18 protein-coding genes and 1 pseudogene are annotated in these 20377 nt (G+C 38.4%); 5 read left to right on the top strand and 14 right to left on the bottom strand.

All coding sequences use genetic code 11. The features are described from left to right. Positions 1-29 precede the first annotated feature (29 nt). The 5 genes from GLV98_RS10195 to GLV98_RS10215 form a co-directional block, all read right to left on the bottom strand. Positions 30-1031 (bottom strand): serine hydrolase, encoded by a 1002-nt coding sequence (locus tag GLV98_RS10195; protein WP_160915324.1) that lies wholly within the window; start codon positions 1029-1031, stop codon positions 30-32. Positions 1032-1290: 259 nt separating this feature from the next. Next, positions 1291-1560, bottom strand: coding sequence for a hypothetical protein (locus tag GLV98_RS10200; RefSeq protein WP_160914751.1), 270 nt, complete (start codon positions 1558-1560; stop codon positions 1291-1293). Between the two features lie 215 nt (positions 1561-1775). After that, entirely contained in the window at positions 1776-2648 is an 873-nt protein-coding gene (locus tag GLV98_RS10205; protein WP_160914753.1) for an AraC family transcriptional regulator, read from the bottom strand. A 587-nt stretch (positions 2649-3235) separates the two neighbouring features. Then, complete coding sequence (locus GLV98_RS10210) at positions 3236-3646, bottom strand: NUDIX domain-containing protein (RefSeq protein ID WP_160914755.1); 411 nt, start codon at positions 3644-3646, stop codon at positions 3236-3238. Positions 3647-3783: 137 nt separating this feature from the next. Beyond that, complete coding sequence (locus GLV98_RS10215; protein ID WP_160914757.1) at positions 3784-4329, bottom strand: hypothetical protein; 546 nt, start codon at positions 4327-4329, stop codon at positions 3784-3786. A 319-nt stretch (positions 4330-4648) separates the two neighbouring features. Between GLV98_RS10215 and GLV98_RS10220 the strand changes: the two genes are divergently transcribed. Beyond that, positions 4649-4957, top strand: a complete 309-nt coding sequence (locus GLV98_RS10220) for an inner-membrane translocator (protein ID WP_160914759.1) — start codon at positions 4649-4651, stop codon at positions 4955-4957. Positions 4958-5656: 699 nt separating this feature from the next. Continuing rightward, positions 5657-6820: a CapA family protein gene (locus GLV98_RS10225; RefSeq protein WP_160914761.1), complete on the top strand. Its 1164-nt coding sequence runs from the start codon at positions 5657-5659 to the stop codon at positions 6818-6820. A 211-nt stretch (positions 6821-7031) separates the two neighbouring features. Here the strand turns inward: GLV98_RS10225 and GLV98_RS10230 are convergent, their stop codons facing one another. Continuing rightward, entirely contained in the window at positions 7032-7349 is a 318-nt protein-coding gene (locus GLV98_RS10230) for a hypothetical protein (RefSeq protein WP_160914763.1), read from the bottom strand. Between the two features lie 1183 nt (positions 7350-8532). Beyond that, positions 8533-9507, bottom strand: a complete 975-nt coding sequence (locus GLV98_RS10235) for a DMT family transporter (protein WP_160914765.1) — start codon at positions 9505-9507, stop codon at positions 8533-8535. 93 nt (positions 9508-9600) lie between these two features. On the opposite strand from GLV98_RS10235, the gene GLV98_RS10240 reads away from it, so the two are divergent. Beyond that, positions 9601-10182 carry a helix-turn-helix domain-containing protein gene (locus tag GLV98_RS10240; RefSeq protein ID WP_160914767.1) on the top strand — a complete coding sequence of 194 codons (582 nt, stop codon included), beginning with the start codon at positions 9601-9603 and terminating at the stop codon, positions 10180-10182. Positions 10183-10392: 210 nt separating this feature from the next. Here the strand turns inward: GLV98_RS10240 and GLV98_RS10245 are convergent, their stop codons facing one another. The 3 genes from GLV98_RS10245 to GLV98_RS10255 form a co-directional block, all read right to left on the bottom strand. Further along, positions 10393-10770 (bottom strand): hypothetical protein, encoded by a 378-nt coding sequence (locus GLV98_RS10245; protein ID WP_160914769.1) that lies wholly within the window; start codon positions 10768-10770, stop codon positions 10393-10395. A gap of 198 nt (positions 10771-10968) precedes the next feature. Then, a complete protein-coding gene (locus GLV98_RS10250; RefSeq protein ID WP_160914771.1) occupies positions 10969-11586 on the bottom strand; it encodes a DUF2651 family protein in 618 nt (205 codons plus the stop codon). Positions 11587-12185: 599 nt separating this feature from the next. Further along, entirely contained in the window at positions 12186-13658 is a 1473-nt protein-coding gene (locus tag GLV98_RS10255; RefSeq protein ID WP_160914773.1) for a flavin monoamine oxidase family protein, read from the bottom strand. A 1160-nt stretch (positions 13659-14818) separates the two neighbouring features. Between GLV98_RS10255 and GLV98_RS10260 the strand changes: the two genes are divergently transcribed. Next, complete coding sequence (locus tag GLV98_RS10260; RefSeq protein ID WP_160914775.1) at positions 14819-15163, top strand: PadR family transcriptional regulator; 345 nt, start codon at positions 14819-14821, stop codon at positions 15161-15163. Further along, positions 15154-16410, top strand: coding sequence for an FtsW/RodA/SpoVE family cell cycle protein (locus tag GLV98_RS10265; protein WP_160914777.1), 1257 nt, complete (start codon positions 15154-15156; stop codon positions 16408-16410). Before GLV98_RS10260 ends, GLV98_RS10265 begins: the two co-directional genes overlap by 10 nt. Before the next feature lie 910 nt (positions 16411-17320). Here GLV98_RS10265 and GLV98_RS10270 read toward each other — a convergent pair. The 4 genes and pseudogenes from GLV98_RS10270 to GLV98_RS10280 form a co-directional block, all read right to left on the bottom strand. Further along, positions 17321-17665 carry a hypothetical protein gene (locus GLV98_RS10270; protein ID WP_160914779.1) on the bottom strand — a complete coding sequence of 115 codons (345 nt, stop codon included), beginning with the start codon at positions 17663-17665 and terminating at the stop codon, positions 17321-17323. A 156-nt stretch (positions 17666-17821) separates the two neighbouring features. Next, a pseudogene (locus GLV98_RS20130) lies at positions 17822-18127 on the bottom strand (S66 family peptidase); the annotation flags it as partial. Positions 18128-18169: 42 nt separating this feature from the next. Continuing rightward, positions 18170-18841, bottom strand: coding sequence for an LD-carboxypeptidase (locus GLV98_RS10275; RefSeq protein WP_237417117.1), 672 nt, complete (start codon positions 18839-18841; stop codon positions 18170-18172). Positions 18842-19055: 214 nt separating this feature from the next. Then, complete coding sequence (locus GLV98_RS10280; RefSeq protein ID WP_160914781.1) at positions 19056-20309, bottom strand: MFS transporter; 1254 nt, start codon at positions 20307-20309, stop codon at positions 19056-19058. Between the last annotated feature and the right edge of the window lie 68 nt (positions 20310-20377).

Genomic DNA, 20377 nt, shown 5'->3' on the forward strand with positions numbered 1-20377 from the left:
ATAGAAGAGAAACACTTATTCAGCTGTGTCTACCGAAATGTGTCGGCTACTATGTTGCTGAATTCTTTTAGGTAGTAAAGATAGTTCTCATTTCCATAGTTATATCTCTTATTGTACATTTTTGCGACGACCACTTTGTATTTTGGAATCACTAACAAAGTTGGACCCGTCACTCCTAAGATTTGAAAAGAGCCCGTTGGCACGCGATCCCCTAATTCACTTTGTTCTCTAGGAACATCCTGCAGGAACCAAAACATCCCGTTACGCGGATACTCTTTGGAAAGGTGTTCAGGTGTATGGATGCGAATCGCAAATTCGGTGACCTCCTCAGGGATAATCTGTTTCCCATTCATTTTACCTTTATTTAAGAAGAGGTTTCCCCAAAGAGCAAATTCACGAGTAGAAACAAATAGATTGGATTCGGTCCCATCTTCCTTGGAACCTGTTGTATCCTCTCCATTTTTATCAGGATCAATGATCACTTTCACTAAATCATCGTTCTCTTGCGTTTCCCACCCTGTTTCCTTTAGTCCCATCGGTAAGAAAACCTTTCTATACAATAATTCTGTGAAGGGAACGCCGTAAAGGTTATGGATGAGTTGCGTCATGAGTTTAATATTGATTCCTCTGTAGGCCCATTTTTCACCAGCGTCGAACTCTCTAATGATCTCCCCTTCTGAATTCTCATCTAATCCATGGGTGTGAGTGACCATATGACGTAGTGTCGTATCTTTAAGTATGTCTGAGTCTATATCTTTAAAATACTCCCTTGCATAATCATCAAGGCTACGTATTTTCCCTTCATATTGAGCAATAGCAATGCACAACCCTAAGTAACTTTTCCTTGCAGATGCTACATTGAATCTAGAATTTTCATGAACAGGTTTTGCGTTGCTCGTATTGGAATGAGACCCGCTATAGTGTTCTAAAACAATCTCATTCTCTTTTATGACTGTGAGTGCAGCCGCAGAGCTGTTGTTTCTCTCCTTGATCTCTTCTACCCAAGAAACCATGTGATCGTATGTTGAAATCAAACTTAACCCCTCCGTCTTTAAGACTCTTAAAAAACCTGTTCAGCCAATGCACAATGTTCTGCTTAAAAAAATGAGACTAATAGAGGCCTCTCTAGCCGTGATGGCAATTCGGCAACGCTATTGGTGATAACACATTCTATTTGGATTTATAAAAAGGAACCTCATTAAGAATGGGTTCCCTACGTTGGTCATTCATTGTCATATTAAGTTGAAGAATAGAAATTAAGATAACTACCATGGAATGGGCATTTAACCCTTATTCATTGTGATCGTTCTTTTTCTTCAACGTAAATTTCATCCCCGCTTCTCCTGAAAAATCCACAAACAGTTTCGTCGCTCCACCAGAATCAAGGGCCCCTGTCACGTGTAATTCAATCGTATCCAACTCAAACCCCTGAAAAGAATCGACCAATTCCGTTAGTTCATCCGGTAAAAATTCTAAGTACTTTTGGCTTGAGGTATCTGCGATCGACGCCTCTTTTTGTTGATCAGGCAGCATAAACGTGATCTTTTTTTCTTCACTCATCCGAGCACCTCCGCTTTTTGGCCATTATACCACCATCTACCAAATAATAAAGCATAGCGGTAACATTTGAGATGATCATGAATCAGAAAATCCGATACCTACCATTAAGCTTATGATAGAATTGGTTACTCCCACGATCTATCCTCTGTGCGTGGAGTAATAAAAAATATCCCTGAACTGTCGCAACAGCTCAGAGATACATCTCAAACCGTATATTACTTTTTCAAAATTGGGATCCAAATTTCGCATTTCACTGATGGTGAGGTTAAATCTTTATTTTTGATCGATAAGATCTCGGGTCCTTCCGTCACTTGATAATTGGATGATGGGAACCACTCTGAATAAATTCTCCCCCAAGTTTCCTGGAGGGCGTTAGGAAATGGTCCTGTTGATTCAAAGATCGCCCATGTCAGGGCAGGAACTTCAAGTTTTGAATAGTTCCCACTGTTTTCAAGTGTTGTCGCTACTCCGATATACTGGTCCAGCTCTCCTTTTTCTTCCATCCGACCTTCTGAAAAGTTCGTAGATGCTTGAATCATTCCCTCTGGTTCAACGTTCGAGAGTTGTTGTAACTCGTCAATCTTTTCCTTCGTCAAGGATTGCCACATCGCAGCAATTTCCGGATTTTCTCCTTCAAAAATAATCGGGACACGCTTCATGATCCCCACAATGTTGAATGCTTCTTTTTGTTCGATTCGATAGTTCATTTCATTTCCTCCCATAATTGATAGTTGGAAGGTCATCAATGGATAGGCTTTTAGATGCTTGCCATTGTTTCTTGCTTCTGATGGTGTGACACCATGTAATTTCAGAAAAGCTCTTGAAAAGGAATCCGGTGAATGATATCCATATTTCATCGCCACATCGATCACTTTCACATTACTATTTTGAAGCTCAAATGCTGCCATACTAAGTCGTCTACGACGAATATATTCCGATAACGTAATTCCTGCAAGAAAAGAAAACATACGTTTAAAATGATATTCTGAACAATAGGCTAAACTCGCCACTACCTTGTAGTCTATTTCGTCCGTAAGGTTTTCTTCAATATACTTCATGGCAATATTCATATCCTTAAGCAAATCCATTCCTATGACCTCCTTCCATCAAAAGAATAACAGGAGTTTAATCACGCCACCCGACATTATGGGCACCATTTTGCAGGGTTATTTCATTGATATATCCTTAAGTTAATCTCAACATGTATTCAAAGTTAATCAGCACGATCTTATTTCCTTTCCCAAGTCACCTCATATACCCATTTGAAAAAAGTCATAAAAAAAGAGAAAGCAATCACCTCTAACGGGTTAAATGAGGTGAACAGCAACTGCCATAGGGAAAGGCCGACAATTAAAAATAAGAAGAATTTTAAATAACTTAACACCTCAACCACCTATATTTTCCTTTTGAAACTAGCCTCAGAAGAGTGTCTAATTCAACTGGTAAGAAAGACGGCAATTATTATCTCAGCTTAACTTTCCACTCTGAAAAAGGAAACGTATCTTAGATTGACATCACTCTCTCATACACAAGAATCTTCCCTTGAATCACTCATTGATCTTTATTGCCAAATGCGTAGGTTTACAAACTTTTCCAACACAAAAAAAGGAAAATGCCTCTTAATTAAAAATCGCCCTTTATTCTTGAAGAATCTAAAGATATTATATCCGAACTCTTAACCTTGGAATGTATAGGGAGCAGATGAGTGAAGCAAACTTTTCACCCCACCCGGATGGTAAGGCATCAGCTTGTTTGCGGTATCTATATTTATCCACTTAATTTCATCGATCTCATCTTTATTTAAGATTTGGATCTCACCTTCTACAATCTTTCCTTTGTATGTAATGAACAGAGCATGTTGGCCTTTATTTTCAAAAAATGCTTCATTTACAGCAACTACGTTTTCAATTTCTATTGTTACATTTGTTTCTTCCTTAGTTTCTCGTATGGCTGCTTGTTCAAATGTTTCTCCTACCTCCACAGCCCCACCGGGAAGAGACCAACCACTCCCTTGATTCTTAACCATCAAAACTTTTTCTTCTACCTCATTAAAGATAAAGGCATAAGAAACATCAACTCGATTCACTTTAAATCACTCCTACTGAATGGTTGTATTTCATTTTTTCCCGCACGTTAAGATATTCAGCCATCCCCCCTATTCTTTAAGACTCGAAATCAGGATATCTTAGTCAAACTCTAGCTTACTCACACTATGATTGAATTTCAGATGCCGTAACGGTCAATAACTTTCCCTTTTTCATTTAAGAATTTTATTGGTCCCCAAGCATTCACTTGATAGAAGTATCGACCCGATTCAGTGTTTATTATTTCTATTTCTTCTTCCTGGTCGTTCACATATGCTGTTACAGTAGTAATGTTTTCATTGTTTAAGTACCCAAACGCTATAGGCATCTCCTTTACATTTCCTTTAACTGTTTCATAATGAAAGACGCTGTGTGTTGCATTAAATGAGTCATCAGTGATGGCGGTCATATCAGAAACAATGAAATCCCAATCTTTATCGCTCTGACGCTTTAGTAATGCGAATCCCACTTTTTCAATTCTGTCACCTTCGCCTGCACCTTGGGCAGTAAAAAGAACGACTATTCCATCATCTGTTTTCTGACTAGAAAGTATCTCATTTACTTTTATTTCACTAGACCAACCATTGTTTATGGCCTCTTCAGGTGATTCGTTGCTACACCCTGTAAATATAAAAACAAATACCAGTAACAGTATGTGCTTGTTAATTTGTGTCGTATTTTTCACTAGTAGTCATCTCTCCACTCTTATGGTCAGTCTAACCATCAATCATATTTGGCGATCCTTCTGGACATGAAATATTCCATATACTCAAGGCTATCGAATGATTGAGGTCCCTTTTTATTAAAGATTCCTAGGAATGTTAGCGTATCATATGAGTTTAATGGTAACGACCTAAAAGACGCTTCTCTATAGTAGAGAAACTCCCCCGATTGTTTAAGACTTGAAATTAATGCATATCTGATCATTTAGGACAGTGAATTTTTTGTAAAATATTCCAATGTACCATATATTAAACATAAGAATTTATTTTAGGAGGGACTGCATGAAGGATTTGGATGGAGCGCTTACTATACTTCTTTTTATTTTTTTAATCCTGGTGAACGTTTACACCATTAAGTGGTATAGAAATGGACGTTTACATTTATGGGGTTCCGGTCTTCTACTGGCAACTGCGGGTGTTATACTTGGTTTTTTAACAGGTGCTATTTTGGTACCGCTGAGTGGCGCTGGAGGAGCACTGTATGGAGCATTCGTCGGTCTTGTTATCGTAGGCAATGGATTACTTCTTTTCCTCACAGGTCTTACCTTAACCATCGGAAAACGATTGTCTAAAAAGAATACTCAAGCATAAGAAACCCCAAAACCGACCGTCTCATTATGAGTCCGTCGGTTTTTTTATGTTAAAGTTTAGTGATGATATTACCCATAAAAAATGACTTCCAGCTTTTGTGGAAGTCATTTTTGGATATTTTGACTTATTAAACGAACGTCCCCGTTTGTGGAAGACCCTTAATCACGACGGTGCTCCCGCAAAACGCAGTACTATGCATCCTGCGCCCCATTTATAATTTCATACACCTTGTCAGTTGATCTACCACCCTCCATACTCACCACCAGACCTTTGCCATCACTTGTTATATCAATGAATAACATCATTTCTCTTCTTCGAATTAATCATAGCGACGGAAAGCAATTTATCTTTACTTGCATATTCCTTACTCAAATCATACATTTTGGATTTTTTACTCGCTTTAACAAAGTGTCTTAAAGGATCGTTCCGCTAAAAAAAGGGCTCTCTTGACTTGGTTCCTTTTACATTCTTTCATATATATTAGGGGAGAATAAATAATCATGGGATAATTTGCCTAAATTTAACGATCCTTATATAATATAAATATTAATATGTCGAAACTATTCCGCTTATGTCCCACAAAAAACCGCATGTGCCTGCTCATATAGGTTCTGTAAATGCTCTTTCACATTATTCTCAAGGATTTTCTTGGTGGTTTAGGAAAATTGAATCAAAAGATCTACAAATTAGGAGGATTTGATGAAAAATAAAAGCCTGCTTATTATGTTAGCGATTATTTTGATTACTAGTTTCATTGGCGGTTCCACCATCTTCTCCCAACCGAACGAAGCAGACATGGAAAAACGCGTGTCATCCGATCTGAGAACGCTATACAAACCAACGAAGAAGACAGAAGTGACAGAAGTGACAGAAGTGACAGAAGTGACAGAAGTTTCTCTCGCAGCCGTGGGGGATCTGTTAATACATAAAGAAGTATACAATGATGCGAAGACTTCTTCAGGCTATGATTTTAATCCTATGTTTCAGGAGGTCTCTTCCCATCTTTCAAGTGCTGACATTACATTTGCGAATTCAGAAAGCATCATGGGTGGTGCAGCAATCGGCGTATCCACCTATCCTTCATTCAACACGCCCTTTGAATTAGGGGATACGTTAAAAGCTAACGGCATTGATATTGTTTCTATGAGCAACAATCACACCCTGGACCGGGGTGTTCCCGCTATTGAAAACGCGATTAATCAATGGGATTTCCTAGGAATTGAAAAGGTGGGTTCCTACTTGTCACCTGAGGAAAGAGACACGATCACAACGATCGAAAAGAATGACATCACTTTCTCCTTTTTGGCTTACACCTATGGAACAAATGGAATTCCGACCCCAGATGGGAAGCCTTACCTGGTGAACAGGATTGATAAAGACCTGATTGCCTCTGACATCAAGCGGGCCTCCAGCAAATCTGATGTCGTCGTCATGAGTTTACATTTCGGCAAGGAATATGAAAGAAACCCAAGTGCTGACCAGAAGGAATTGGCAGCTTTTGCGGCCGAACAAGGAGCAGATATTATACTCGGGCATCACCCGCACGTGCTGCAGCCACCGGAATGGATTCAAAATACAGATGGGTCTCAAAGTCTCGTTTTTTATTCTCTCGGCAATTTTCTCTCCGGCCAGGAAGAAAAGTACCGACGAATTGGTGGCATAGCTGGAGTGACTGTCCAAAAAGTGAAGGGGATGGAAGGAACATCAATCGATATAAAGGAACCCCGGTTTAAACTCACGTATGTAGACTTTGAAAATGACCAGGATTTCAAAATTCTCCCTATGAAGGAATTTAATGCTGACATGTTTCAGGAACTATCCAAACACATGAAAACATCTATCCATGATCTATTGGTAAACTAAGTAAAAAAACGGACGCTCCTCTCAGCACATCGGTATGTTTTCCCCATTGGCTCTGTTAAAGTTTAGTGTTGATATTTCTAACAAAAAGGACTTCCATAAATTTATGGGAGTCCTTTTTTTATATTGGGCTTATTCAACTAAAGCCCCCGTTTCTATAAGATTTAAACTCGAGATAATTTAAGCGTATTAACAACTAACGCCGCCGTTAGTTTTACAATGCGCCCCTATCCCGATATAAAAACAACGTAGATGAATTTAATAATATGGTAACAATGACAAGTACAGTTGAAATAACAGCTACACCGTGCATTTCCAACAGAGCAGACCAGTCTTCAATGTTTACTAAGTGAAGGTTATAAAAAATTTGTAAACATATTGCGATATCGCAAGCGCTGAAACTGATAATGGTAAGAGCAATCCATTTCTTATTCATCTGTTTTTTACCTAACGCAAGATTAACAATAGGAATTATCCAAGCTACTAATCCAAGTACCAAACTGCCGATGTTAAGCCAACCAGCATCGAACATTTTTCATCCCACCTTCATTGTTTCTTTCTAATTTCTCCTCAACAAAATGTCTCGATTGCGGAACATAATACAAAAACACTCTTCCACTAATCTGCTCCGTCAGTTAAATAGGTTAAACCACTGATATTAATTGTGCTTATGTAATAAAGGGCTAATGCTCTATTAAACAATCGCCCCCGTTTTTAATAAGACTCGATTTCGAGATATATTTGAAGGAGTTAACTAAATAAACAATTTAGTCATAGTCTCTTAAATAGCTGCTCTACTTATCAAAATCTCAGAATCTAAACATAAGAAACTGATCATTTACAAGGAATAATTATTATTCATTAGTCTTGGAGAAGAAAACTTGCCAATAAGCTATTAAGATGACAGGTATAACAATTACTATATGCCCGAATAAACTTAAATCGATATCGAAGAAAGGATAAATCAATAAACTTAGCGCGAAAATATAAAGAGGTATTCCTATGATTTTAAATGCAGTTTTCAAATTATCCCACCTTATCCTCTTGAAACCTCCACTTCCTGATTAATTACTCTATTACCTTGAAAGTAAGTTTAAAAACTATCCAGATGCAAAGAAAAGACGATTACTCTTATTAAGCAATCGCCCCCGTTAGTTGAAGATTTGAATTCAAGATATCAGTAAAGAGTTTTGTAAATAAGTACTTATGTATATCCGGGAAATAATACTGAAATTATTTGATCGAAGAAGCAACTTTAATCATTTCATCTCTACTTTATGATTTATTGCCTTTAGAGTCTATAGCATATTCAACATCATTCATTCGCCAACTCATCATTTGAACATCATCACTTTCTGTATAATATGATTTTGTCCCGTTTGGTAATACATTTTCTATTCCCAACTTGATACATTGTTCTAACCAATTTCGTTAGTTCCCCTAATGGCTAGAGTATTGGTGGAACCTTACTAAGTTAACAAAACCAGATCAAAACCTGAAAGGAAAATTAGGAGCACCTAAGAAAACAGAAAGTAAAAAGGTGCAGCGCGGTACTTGCAATCATGCTCGTACTTGGGATTCTGATGCCATTAGCCGGAATTTCCATCGTCGTTATGTTCTTATTCGATCGCTACCTATTGCCGCTGGTGTGCCGAAAGTCCAGAAGTGGTTAGGAGCTTAACCGTTAGAGGAAGAGGGGGGGGATCCTCTTCCTTTTATTGTGCTTTCAACGATCTCGCAACCGTGACCGTATTCATCTTTTTCATATTAAACGTGTGAACAATAATTCCTAAGATAATGAACAGAACGCCTACTAAAGCAAATCCTGTAGGGAGCGGACTCGCTAACATTAGCATTTCACCTGCGATCACAAACAGTATCTGCGTCGACTGCGTGGCTTCCACTGTAGCGAGCTTTCCTTGGTGATGCTTCACGCGGTTCGTCGCGATGAAGAATAGCGTTGTCGCGATGACGCCTGAACAGATCGCGACGATAAACGATTGTGTCACTTGACTCGTGCTCGGTAAGCCAACTTTGGCGACTGCTACCCCGCTAATAATCAACCAAAATGGTAAACTAGCGATCGTCATCCCCAGTATTCTCTGAAACGTATCGAGCTTTCCTTCACATAACTCCATCATCTTGCGGTTTCCGAGTGGGTATGCGAACGCTGCTAAAATGACAGGACCGATCCCGATCATAACCTGAACGATCGTGAGCTCACTCGCTTTTTGCTGTTGAATCAATAGGACTCCGATCAAGATGATAAGCGAAATGGCGAGGGATTTTGTTTGGATGCGGTGTCGTCGTTTCACGATGCCAGTGGAGGTTCGTTCTACTTTGAAAAAGAAAGGAGCGATGAGGATCCCACCAATAATCGTGAATTGCCATGTGCCTGCCACTAACCAGCCTGGTCCATATGTTGCAGCGTACGTTAGAGGGGCGTAGAAAAGGACGAAACCTACAAAACTCCACGTCAGCCATTTCCAAGGTTCTTTTTTTAGTTCGATAAAAACTTGTTTTCGGTTGCTTCTCATCAGTACAATGAGGAGTAGAAAGGGAACCATGAAGAGGAAACGAAGGGAAGAACTCCACATCCAGCTTCCACCTTCAAGTTCCATCGAGCGGTTCAAGATAAATGTAACGGCAAAAAACATCGACGAAAGAATACCGAGGGCTATCTCTTTCAATAAAATCGCTCTTTTCTGTATAGTATAGTTAATAATATGTATATTATAGTATATGTAGTAGGATGTAAAATTGTTTGATGGAGAGGGTATCGTATGAGTGGAAAAAATAACTGGGAAGATCCAGAGAAATTATCGAAGCAAGTCGGTGCAACGCTACGATCGATTAGGAAGGAACGAAACCTTTCGTTATCAGATCTAGCAGAACGAACGGATGTTAGCAATTTAACGTTAGGGAAAATTGAAAGAGGAGAAGCGAATCCATCGTTAACGATTATCTGGAAGATTGCAAATGGCCTCGCGATTCCGATTTCATCGCTGCTCGCTGAAAAACAAGACGTGGTAATATCGAAGAAACACGAAGGGCAGAAAGTACTTAGCGCAAACGAATCTTTAGTCCTGGAACCGATGTTCAACATGAAGGGGTACGATTCATTAGAAACGCATCGAGCGTTTCTTGAGCCGAACAGCGAGTACAGTGCAGATGCCCATCAGCAAGGTCTGATTGAGTACATCACTGTGATGGAAGGGCGTGTGAACGTAAGGGTCCAAAATGAGATCTATGAGCTAGAACTGTATGATTCGATCAAGTTTCAGGCTGATCAAGATCATGCTTATATCAATCCAGACTCAGTTGGGGCCGTTCTACATTTCGTGATGATCTATACGCAGGCATAGAAAAAGCCGCCGCTTCGGCAGCCTTATTCTCCTTTGTTGAGATCGAATAACTGTCAAAGCGTGTTGTCATTTACAATAAGATCATCAAAAAAATATACCTTTGCAATACTCAAACGTATTTGAAAATACCATTATTGTTTCAAATCTGGCTATTATCTCGAAATCGAGATATATTCAAATTTTAACCTTTATTTTTCACATATTCGCATTCTAACTAAACTTGTTTACCAGCATAATATCAATAATAACTAGGATGAAAAATATAAAAGCACTACCATATATATAACGTTTTTTCTCCTTGCTCCACCATAGCGCCAAAGGCATGAGTGCCAAAACGACTATGAACACTTGAATTTTTTGAATTTTAACTTGCTTTTGAAATAAGTTAAGCGCTTCTTTTGGCTCACCTTTAAAAGGCTGCTCACTTATTTCCTTCCCATACCAATTGTAATTAATTACTTGATGAGTTGAAGTTTCCTCTATAAACTCTAACTTCTTAAAACCTAATACAGGCAAATCAATAGAAAAAGTAAATAGTAAACCACCGATAATAAAAATTAATATCTGAGCCACAGTCTTTCTTTTCAAAAAACTCCTCCTTGCTTGTTATTATTCAAATTTTGTTGCGATATTGCCCCCGTTTCTATAAGACTCGAAATTGAGAGGTTTTTACGATTTATCGGAAAAATAACTGGAAATAAACTGAACGCAGTGGAAAACCCACTAACTAAAGGTAAAAATAAGCTAAAAAATGGATACCCATCCTCCTACCGAAAAGGACCTTACTTATTCATAGCAGCCTCTCACCATATGTGGCCGCTCTTTGGTGTACTCATTTGTAAAGAAGTTCGGACTCCTCTCATACTCACACATTTGGATGACCTTATTTTCCTTTTTCAACTCAATATAACGATAAGTATGAGCAGGATCATCTGTAAACACAACCTTTGCAATAGTAGGCTTCGTCCGATTGGTATTCCGTTTGCCACTATGAAAGGTTTTCACTGATTCGATTTCACTTGATTTATAGCCCTCTTCCTGCAGGTGATCCTTCACTTTCCTTTCCATCATCACGGCATTCACGGGTCTGGAGCCGGCTAAAATAAGTGCAGGAATAACAACAGCACTTATTAGAATGACCCCCGTTACTTTTTTCGCTTTACGGCTGGGCTGAAATTTACGAAGAAGAATATGAGCGGTTATCCCTCCAAAGAAGGCGAGAGCGGTATAGATACAGGTCCAAGTAAAAAAGGAGTAGTTTAAGTAAAGTAGTTGAGCCGAAACCGAAATGACAAAAATGATTCCAGGGGCAAAGTACAGCTTGTTGAAGTAAGCGTAGCCTATAGCGCCGAGGACGAAAGCCAGACAAGGAAATAAAAACAGGACAAGTGGAATTAAGTACATAAGTAGTTACCTCCATTCAATCTTTAGTGTAATATTACACATAAAGTGTCCTATTTTCAACAATAACTACAAAGAAAAGGACAGAGAAACTTAACTGGATAGCTTCTCTTCTTCATCTGCGGCATTTCTTCTTCTTCTTAGGCTATGTTAAAATTTAGTGTTGATCTCACTAATAAAAAAGGAACTCCCAATCTTATGGAAGTCCTTTTTATATTGGACTTATTCAACTAAAGACCCCGTTTATGTAAGACTCAGCTTCAAGATAATATTAAAGCCTCTATATATTTATTCTTTGCTATCTATATGTGAACGCGCAAGCCATAAGAGAAATTCTCTTTCCTTTTCTGTTAATTCACGCTCCAAGTTTTTCGTGTACTCTTGGACTAGATGCTCATAAAAAGAATTTGACTTCACTCACTATTTCCTCCATTAAATAAAAATTACATTACAACCAATATTTTACTTTAATAATATATTTTATGGAAGATGATGCGTAGAATTATTTTTCCAAAGCCGGTAACCATCAATTGTTCGAACTTGACTTTCTTTAACCACCACTTAGGTGCCTAGATAAGTGTTTATAACACTTATCTAGGCGTCTAATCTCTCTTATTTACTTCGTAGGCCGCTCTTATTCCAGATTCAATAGCCCCTTCAATCCATCCATGAAAATCGGATGGTCCTTCCCCCGCAAAGTGTAACCGACCTTCCGTTTTTTTCATCACAGCGCTGAAGTTTTCCCCTTGTCCTGGAAGAAATAGAGTAAAAGCCCCTGCTGAAAAAGGATTCAATGCCCAGTCGTAAGCCACAGTCGTTAAGTACTCCTTGTATACAACATTTCCATATATTTTAGCAAGATCTGTGAGCGCTTCTTTGACTTTTCCCTCCAATGATAAACTTGTCCATAACTCTGAATCATGCCCCCAAGTGTAGCTCGCTAATAAAACGGCTGGTCCAGGAGTCCCCCTACCATGACTTGGTATGTAAGAATACCTTGTTGGTTGATCTGTGACTGCATTGCCAACACCAATCCTCTCCCAAAAACGGGTTTTAAACTCTATTCCTATCTTCACAGCATTGATTGAATTCAGTTCCCTAATGATTTGGTACTTATCAAACGATATAGAATCATAAGGGTAAATATCCACGAATTGTATTAAAGGGAATGGGATCGTTATCACTGAATAATTCCCCTCAAAGACACAAACCTGGTTTGTCAAAGTATTCTTAGTCTGAACTCTTATGCCACCTTTGGTGTTATAAATTCGTTCAACTTGTTGGTTAAAGCATATGTTACTTTTCAGGCCGGGATAGAATGACCAAGGTAAGCGATCATTCCCACCTGTGATTTCTACAAAATCTATTTCTTGACTAAAAATAGGGAACGCAATATCGGTCAATATATCAATAAAGGAATACTCCGGAAAACCCTCAATACCTAAAAGAACAGCAATTTTCCTAATAGCCCCGTCAGAGAGACTAATACCATAAGGATTAAACTTTAAGAATTCTCTCATTGAGTACTGCGAAAACCTATCTCTTAACTTTTCTTGTTCTTGAGGTGGGCTGCTGTAGTATAAGTCACGGAACGGCTGGGTGGCTTCTAAAAAAAGCTCCTGGGCTGTCTTCCCTCTTTCGCTCTGTTTTAATGGATATTCTAAGACATCTGGATTTAACTCATAATACTTCCTAGTAGTAAGAACATTATTAGCATAAATTAAGTCGTTAGGGTTCGTGTTGAAGAACGGGTTTACTGGTAAACGGAATTTATGTATATACTCCATAGCCAACTTATGATTTGATGGTATTCTCATTGCACCGACGTCAAAATAATTCCCGGGTGCAAAAAAAGGGGAACGAATCGTATAAACCCTTCCTCCTACGCGATTGTTTGCTTCTAAAATTGTAACGTGGTGGCCAGCTTGCTTAAGTAAAGAACCTGCAACAAGACCGGACATCCCTGCTCCTATAATGATTATTTTCTTTTTGTTACTCTTTCCACCAATGGGTAATCCGTTTCTAATAATAGAAAGCATATCAAATGGATATTGCAGAACACTTTCATACCTCATTTCTATCCCCCCTTCTTACACAGATATTCAAACTTCAATAAAATACCCCAATGACATGAAGGGTGTTTATAATTCGTTAGGTGTGATGCCAATTTAAAATAGGATAAGTGTTTTTTCTTGGGCAATACTAATAATGCTCTGTATATTAATAGCGACCAAACCATTAGACAGAGTACCTCCATCTCATTGAGTTGGGGGTTCCTTTCATTTAAAAAAACTCACTCTAATTTGAGTGAGCGATTCTATCTAACTTCCGATATATTTGACTATATAAAAAGACCCGCCTGGGGTTAGAAGGCGGGTCAGCTCTGTTATTGGACAATCGTTAGCATTTAGGTAATAAACAGAGTAAATGCATTTTACCAATAAAAGGATTAAAAATCAAAAACCTCAAAGCTAACCATTATTTCAGCACCCTAAGAGATAGCACTTATAAAACTATCGCCCCCTTTTCTTGAAGACTCAAATCCAAGAAAAATTACGTATTATCTTAGAAGATCATTGTGATTGTTTTCCATCCTTTTTGGATATTATAAAAAGTAGCAAACAAAAGGAGGATTTCTTTGTTGAACAAAACGTCTTTTGTATCTTGGTTCCTCATTGGAAGCACCCTGTTGTCAACAATGTTTAGTATTGTAGTAATTACAATGCTCACCAAGATTGTTAATTCTAATCAGAACAATAATGATTGAAGAAGCACTTTGTTAAAGGTGCTTTTTTATTTCGCTTTGTGAGTCCTACCTTCACTAACGCCCCAGTTTCTATAAGACTTGAATTCGAGATACTCTTATACTTTCAACCTACTCAGTTGTCATAGCATATATAGTACATTTTTTCACTAAATGCAAAATAGAGATCTGCTAAAAGTAATTAATACAATTAACCTTAAGCCTTTCAGATTCTCTCTTCTAGTAAAATCCCGATTTATCAGTCCCTTTTTCACAAATCGTTTTCCTTATCCACAGGTAAATCATTTCAAATATCATCATGTTGCGCAGACATAGTTCCCCGTTCAAAATCTCAACAACACTCTTTCATTCGTTCCAACTAAGGAAACCCCTTTCCCGCTAAACACATGTTGACTAGGTTAGTTTGTCAGGATACAATACACATATAATTACTATGCATTGTAATACTATGCATATGAAAGGAAGGTATCTATGAAAGTTAGTAAAGAGCTGCTTAAAGGGAGTACCCCCACGTTGATTTTAAGCTTGCTGCACACTGAGCCAAGGTATGGATATGAAATCATCAAGGAACTGGAATTGAAGTCTGACGGGATTTTCAGTTTCAAGGAAGGGACGATCTACCCTATCCTTCACACCCTTGAGAAAAAAGGACTTATCGTCTCCTTCTGGGGGGAAGGGACTGGAAAGAGAAAGAGGAAATATTACAAGTTGAATGAGTCGGGCAGAGAACTCATCCAAGAGAAAAAAGAGGAATGGTCCGTATTTAAAGATGCAGTGGACCAAGTGCTCTATGGAGAGAAAAACGTATGGGAATAGATAAGAAATTCGAAGTATATATTGATAGGTTGTGTAAGCGGATCAGGAATAAGGATGTACATGATAACATCAAGCTCGAGATAGGCGATCATCTTCAGGAACTCAAAGAGGATGCTATGCGAAGGGGGCTTTCTGAAGAAGAGGCTGTAAATGATGCTTTGGCGCATATAGGTGATGAGAAAGTATTAGGGAAGCAGTTAAACAAGACGCATAAAGCCCCGTTGGATGTACAAACCATCCTTCCCGTTCTCGCGGTTTCTCTGTTCGGACTTCTGGTTATGTACTACCTGCAATTTCATTCGACCATCACAGCGCTTCATGAGATGAACGTATTCAATAAAAGCCTAGTATTTTACTTAGCCGGACTTCTGCTCATGCTAGTCGTGTTCAGATTTGATTATAGAAAACTGGCAAAGCACTCGATCCACATTTATGCAGGGACGTTACTCGTTCTTTCATTGACCCTCCTTCTCGGTGTCCGAGTCGATGGCATCCCATTTTTAAATATCGGTTTTGCCTTTATCAATTTCACGGAAATCACCCCATACCTCTTGGCCGTATCCTTTGCGGGAATCTTTCATGCATGGAACTGGAAAGACATCCGAAAATTCTGGATTGGAGCAGGGCTTCTTGCCTTACCGATCCTTTTACTGTCAACGACTGGGGCAGTGGCTGCCACATTCATCAGCCTGATGGTATCCATTGCCATTATGTCCGTGTCTAGCGCCAGCATCAAGCAAGTTTTATCCTTTACTGTACCTTTATCCATTTTGCCGATGGCGCGTCTTTTCGTCCAAGCAGATACGTCCACATTACCTAACACGTATGCGGGTTTGACTTTGGGAGATGCGGACTTCATAGGAAGTGCCTTACAGTCCACTCCAGGACTTTTGTCAGAAGTCCATACAGATTTCATCTTTTCGTACACCATCTACACATTCGGTTGGTTGTCCGCCATCATTGTGTTCGCGTTGATTGCATATTTCATTTGGAGAATCATTAGTACGGGCATGAACATGGATTATTCCTATGGTCGACTTCTCACTATCGGTCTGGCAGCGACATTCTCCGTTCAGTTCATCCTGAGCATCCTGATAAACCTCGGTTTATCTGGGTTGCCCAGCTCAGCCATGCCTTTCATGAGTTTCGGCGGCTCCCATATACTACTTGAAATGATTGCTGTCGGTTTATTGTTGAGCATCTACAGAAGACGCAATACAGTCCAACAACCTATAGCATCCAGCTGAATGCGAAGGAAATCTTGCTACTTTCTATGAAAAAAAGTATAAAAGAAAACCGAAGACACGTGGCCGACCTTTTCGGCTACGTGTCTTCAAATTAATCAGCCTCAGACTCAATCATCAGCTTTAATGGCTTTTCTCTTCCGAGCAGCATGGACCAACCACCCGCCTACGATGAAACCGTCGATCCTCGTCGCTATCGGTTGATTCCGTCCCCTGTTGTGCCCCAGTCTCTTTGTTGTATTGGCTCTTGAAACTCTTCATTCCTTCGAACCGTAATCGAGAATTCCGGCCCTCTCTGCTAGTCGATTATTTATCCTCCATGTTCCAATCCCCATTAGAATTCATGGTACTTGTAAACTCGTTAATCCGTTCTTTTGATAAATCTTTGTTTCATATTGTTTCTTCAACCGAAAGGATATCCTGAAGAAGTATATAGTTTCTCACTTCTATTAAAACAACTCCATTTGTCCTAAAAGCTTATTAAGATAAGCCCCCTTTACTATAGGACTCAGCTTCAAGATATTTTCTTTTGTTGTATGTAAATAGATATAGCCGCATTTAGATTAGCCAATATCGATATAATACCCATGCCTAATAATGTGAACCTAATTTCTACACTGACTGTATCAAGGAATAAAACAATTATTGATATACAGCTGGCCGTAAGAAATGCACTAAGAATTTGTACTTGATAATTTTTTTCGAACTGTTTTCTGGAACTGAAATTTGGAATTTTTAACATTATAAAAAACAATGCAGAAAGTAGGAGTATAGCAATAATCAAAGATTTACACCTTCACCTAAAAACTTAGTTTTGAGATTTTATTTCCTTCAACTAAAGCCCCCGTTACAGGAAGGCTTGATTTGGAGATATCTTAAGGACTTTTTAATACGGGACTAATAGAAGAATATTCTAAGTTACTTCTTCTACTTCAAATTCTAACTTATCTAAATCCCATACATCTTCTTCATATTCTTTTATAACTTTGGCCTGTACTTTTTGTCCTTCCTCATATTCTTTGGGATTGGAAACTCTTATAGTTAGTGAATTTGGTTGTTTTTCAAATTCATATAATTTTGTTAAGGATTCTGCCTCATCAACTGTAAACGATCCTAAAATTTCGATTTCCATATTCCCACTTTTATCGTCAATTTCTTTTATATTCCCAAGAAGAAAAGTTCCTGCTTTATTTTGGGAACACCCCATCAAAGTAATAGCTAAAATCACAATAATGAAAGTCATCTTACTTTTAGACATTAGGCAACCATCCCTTGCAATTTATTCTATAATCGCTTTTTAAGCATTCGCCCCCAATACATGAAGATTCGATATCAAGATAAACTACCGCAAAAGGACGATCCCTCTTATTGAGTAATCGCCCCCGTTTGTTTAAGACTCGAATTCGAGATATACCTAAATATACTGCATCCTTATAGTCCCTTTTCCATCTTGATAGGTTACTGTTGAGTATGCTCCATTTACGAGTATATTCTGTGGAGGCATATGTCCAATATCTGCGTCATATATAACTGGTATCTCTTTTCCAAAAACATTCATTAAAGCATCCTCTAATTCAAAATCTTTGGTTGGAGAGTACCCACTCGCTCTTCCTATAAGTACTCCATTGACATTCTTAAACCATCCACTATATTTCATCTGCCACAAACACCTATATATCTCTGCAGCACTCCAATCAACAGATTCCAAGTACCAAATTACTCCCTCCTTGGCATGTTGAGTAGTGAATTCCTTTACCTTATCCTAAGGAGTACCAATTAAGGTTTGTAATGTATTCATGACGCCTCCTAGCAGCCTTCCGGCAAACTCATGGGTTTTCTGACCTGTATGTGACTTCCATTCTGTTTCTGTATCAAAGTAAAAACCTGTAGCTGGGTTCGCAAATGTTTCCGTCCATGAGGATTGATATTGATTTGAGGAGTACTGAGTTACATCCTGACCTTTACTACAGCCTAAAACATCCGTCCATTTTGAAGTGATTTCGTCCCATTTAGGAGCTGATAACTCATTGAAATTCGTTCCGTGTGCTGAAGCATTCCCAGTTATGGTCGTATACGCTAGCAGGATCGTGCTAACATCTGAATAACTCAGGATCCATTTAGGGGGTAAGGTCTTAATGTAATTCCAATCAATCATAGGTAGGACTTCCATGGAAAACTGTCCTCCCCACGGAGGGATAATTGCCTTAACACTCTTATCCTCGAGAAATTGAGTCAGTTCTTTTGCTCTTATAGATGCCTTAGCACTTCTAGATTTTGTTTCTGTCCATACTGTCTCACCTATCTTTACTATGAATCCTTTATTCTCAACATTTTCTTTAGCATTATGTACTAACATATGTAATTGCTCTTCTACGCCACTTGAAGGAGCTGTTACTGCAATCTCGTCTCCTTTTTCTAATGCTGATGGATACATAACCACTCGTTTGTCCTCCTTTTCCTTACCAAGATAATTATTTCATTATTGCAAAATCTGATACCATTATCAACCATTTATATGATTAAAAAGAGCGACTATCCTATTAGATAATCGCCCCAAGATACTTGAAGACTTTGTATCAAGATATTATTGTAAAAAACTATGATATTCGTTTAATATCGTCAACTACATTAACTTGTCACTTTAAGCATCAGTCAGCTGTCCTCAATATGGGATTTAAAATGTACAATAAAACAACACTAAGTATTAATGGTAAGGAACTCCACGCCATCAAGGTTTGAATTTTTATTCCCATACCTAAGAAAATAGATGTCACTGCGTATGAAAGTGGAATTAACCCTAATGATCCAGTACGAATCAAACTCATTACTCGCCCTACTTTTTCTTGGCTCGCATACGACTGGACCAATGAAATCAATGGAATGTTAACCCCAGGATTAAGCATACCGATGAAAACAATAATACTTACAGCAACCAAGATTGAATTGGCTTGACTAAAAATAAACATTCCCACTCCTTGAAGAGCGATTAGGTACAGTGCATAAGCTCCTCTCTTACGTTGAATATTCATAACTCCTATAAGGACTGAACCCAGTACCATCCCAAACGTAAATCCACCTTGTACAAAACTAAAGTCTACTGAACTCCCATTGAGGACTCCCTCTACGAATATCGGTAGTCCCATCATTAAAGGACCAGATATAAAAAAGTTTACAATAATTGTAATGATAAACAAAGCCCTCAACAAAGAAGAATTCCATGTATACGTGAACCCCTCTCTTAACTGGACCTTAAAAGATTGCTGATTAATGTCATCTTGTTTGTTTTGATCTTTGCCACTCCATTTTATGAATAAAACACTGATTCCAGATAGGATTAAAAATAAACCAATCAAAATCAAAACAGTGCTATAACTGAAAATGTTAATTAAAATTCCTGCAAGCAAAGGACCAGTGAATAAAGCAATTTGAATGGCTCCTTGGAGTAAAGAGTTTGCTCTTGTTAGTTGATTTTCTTTAACTACTTTAGGTATCAGAGCATCCCTGGATGGCTCAAACAACCCTCCGCATGCACCAAAGAAAGTTGCATTAATGGCGAGTACCCATATAGGAATCTCTGGTAGCAATGCGAAAAGTCCTGCAAGTATAATGACTAGAAAGGCTAACGATAGATCGGAAAAGGACATGATTTTCGTTTGTCTGCTTCTATCTGCAACTACCCCTCCTACAATCATAGAAACCGTCCGCATGGTCGTTAAACAAACCAATACAATACCAAGAGAAGCTTCCATTCCGAGACTTTCTACTACATACCATGATTGAATAAACATAAACATTGAGAGACTTAAGCTTGAAACTACAGTTGTAAACCACAGCAATATAAAGGACTTAGATTTTGATAAAGGAACCGTTGCTTCTCTTTCCAATTGCTTTACACTTTCCATATAACCTCTCCTTTAATAATTGTTTTTACACGGTAAAATTATTTTTACTGTTGGTCCAAAAAAAAGAG

Origin of the sequence: Halobacillus litoralis (genome assembly GCF_009856415.1) — a bacterium.
Classification (GTDB): Bacteria; Bacillota; Bacilli; order Bacillales; family Halobacillaceae; genus Halobacillus; species Halobacillus litoralis_C.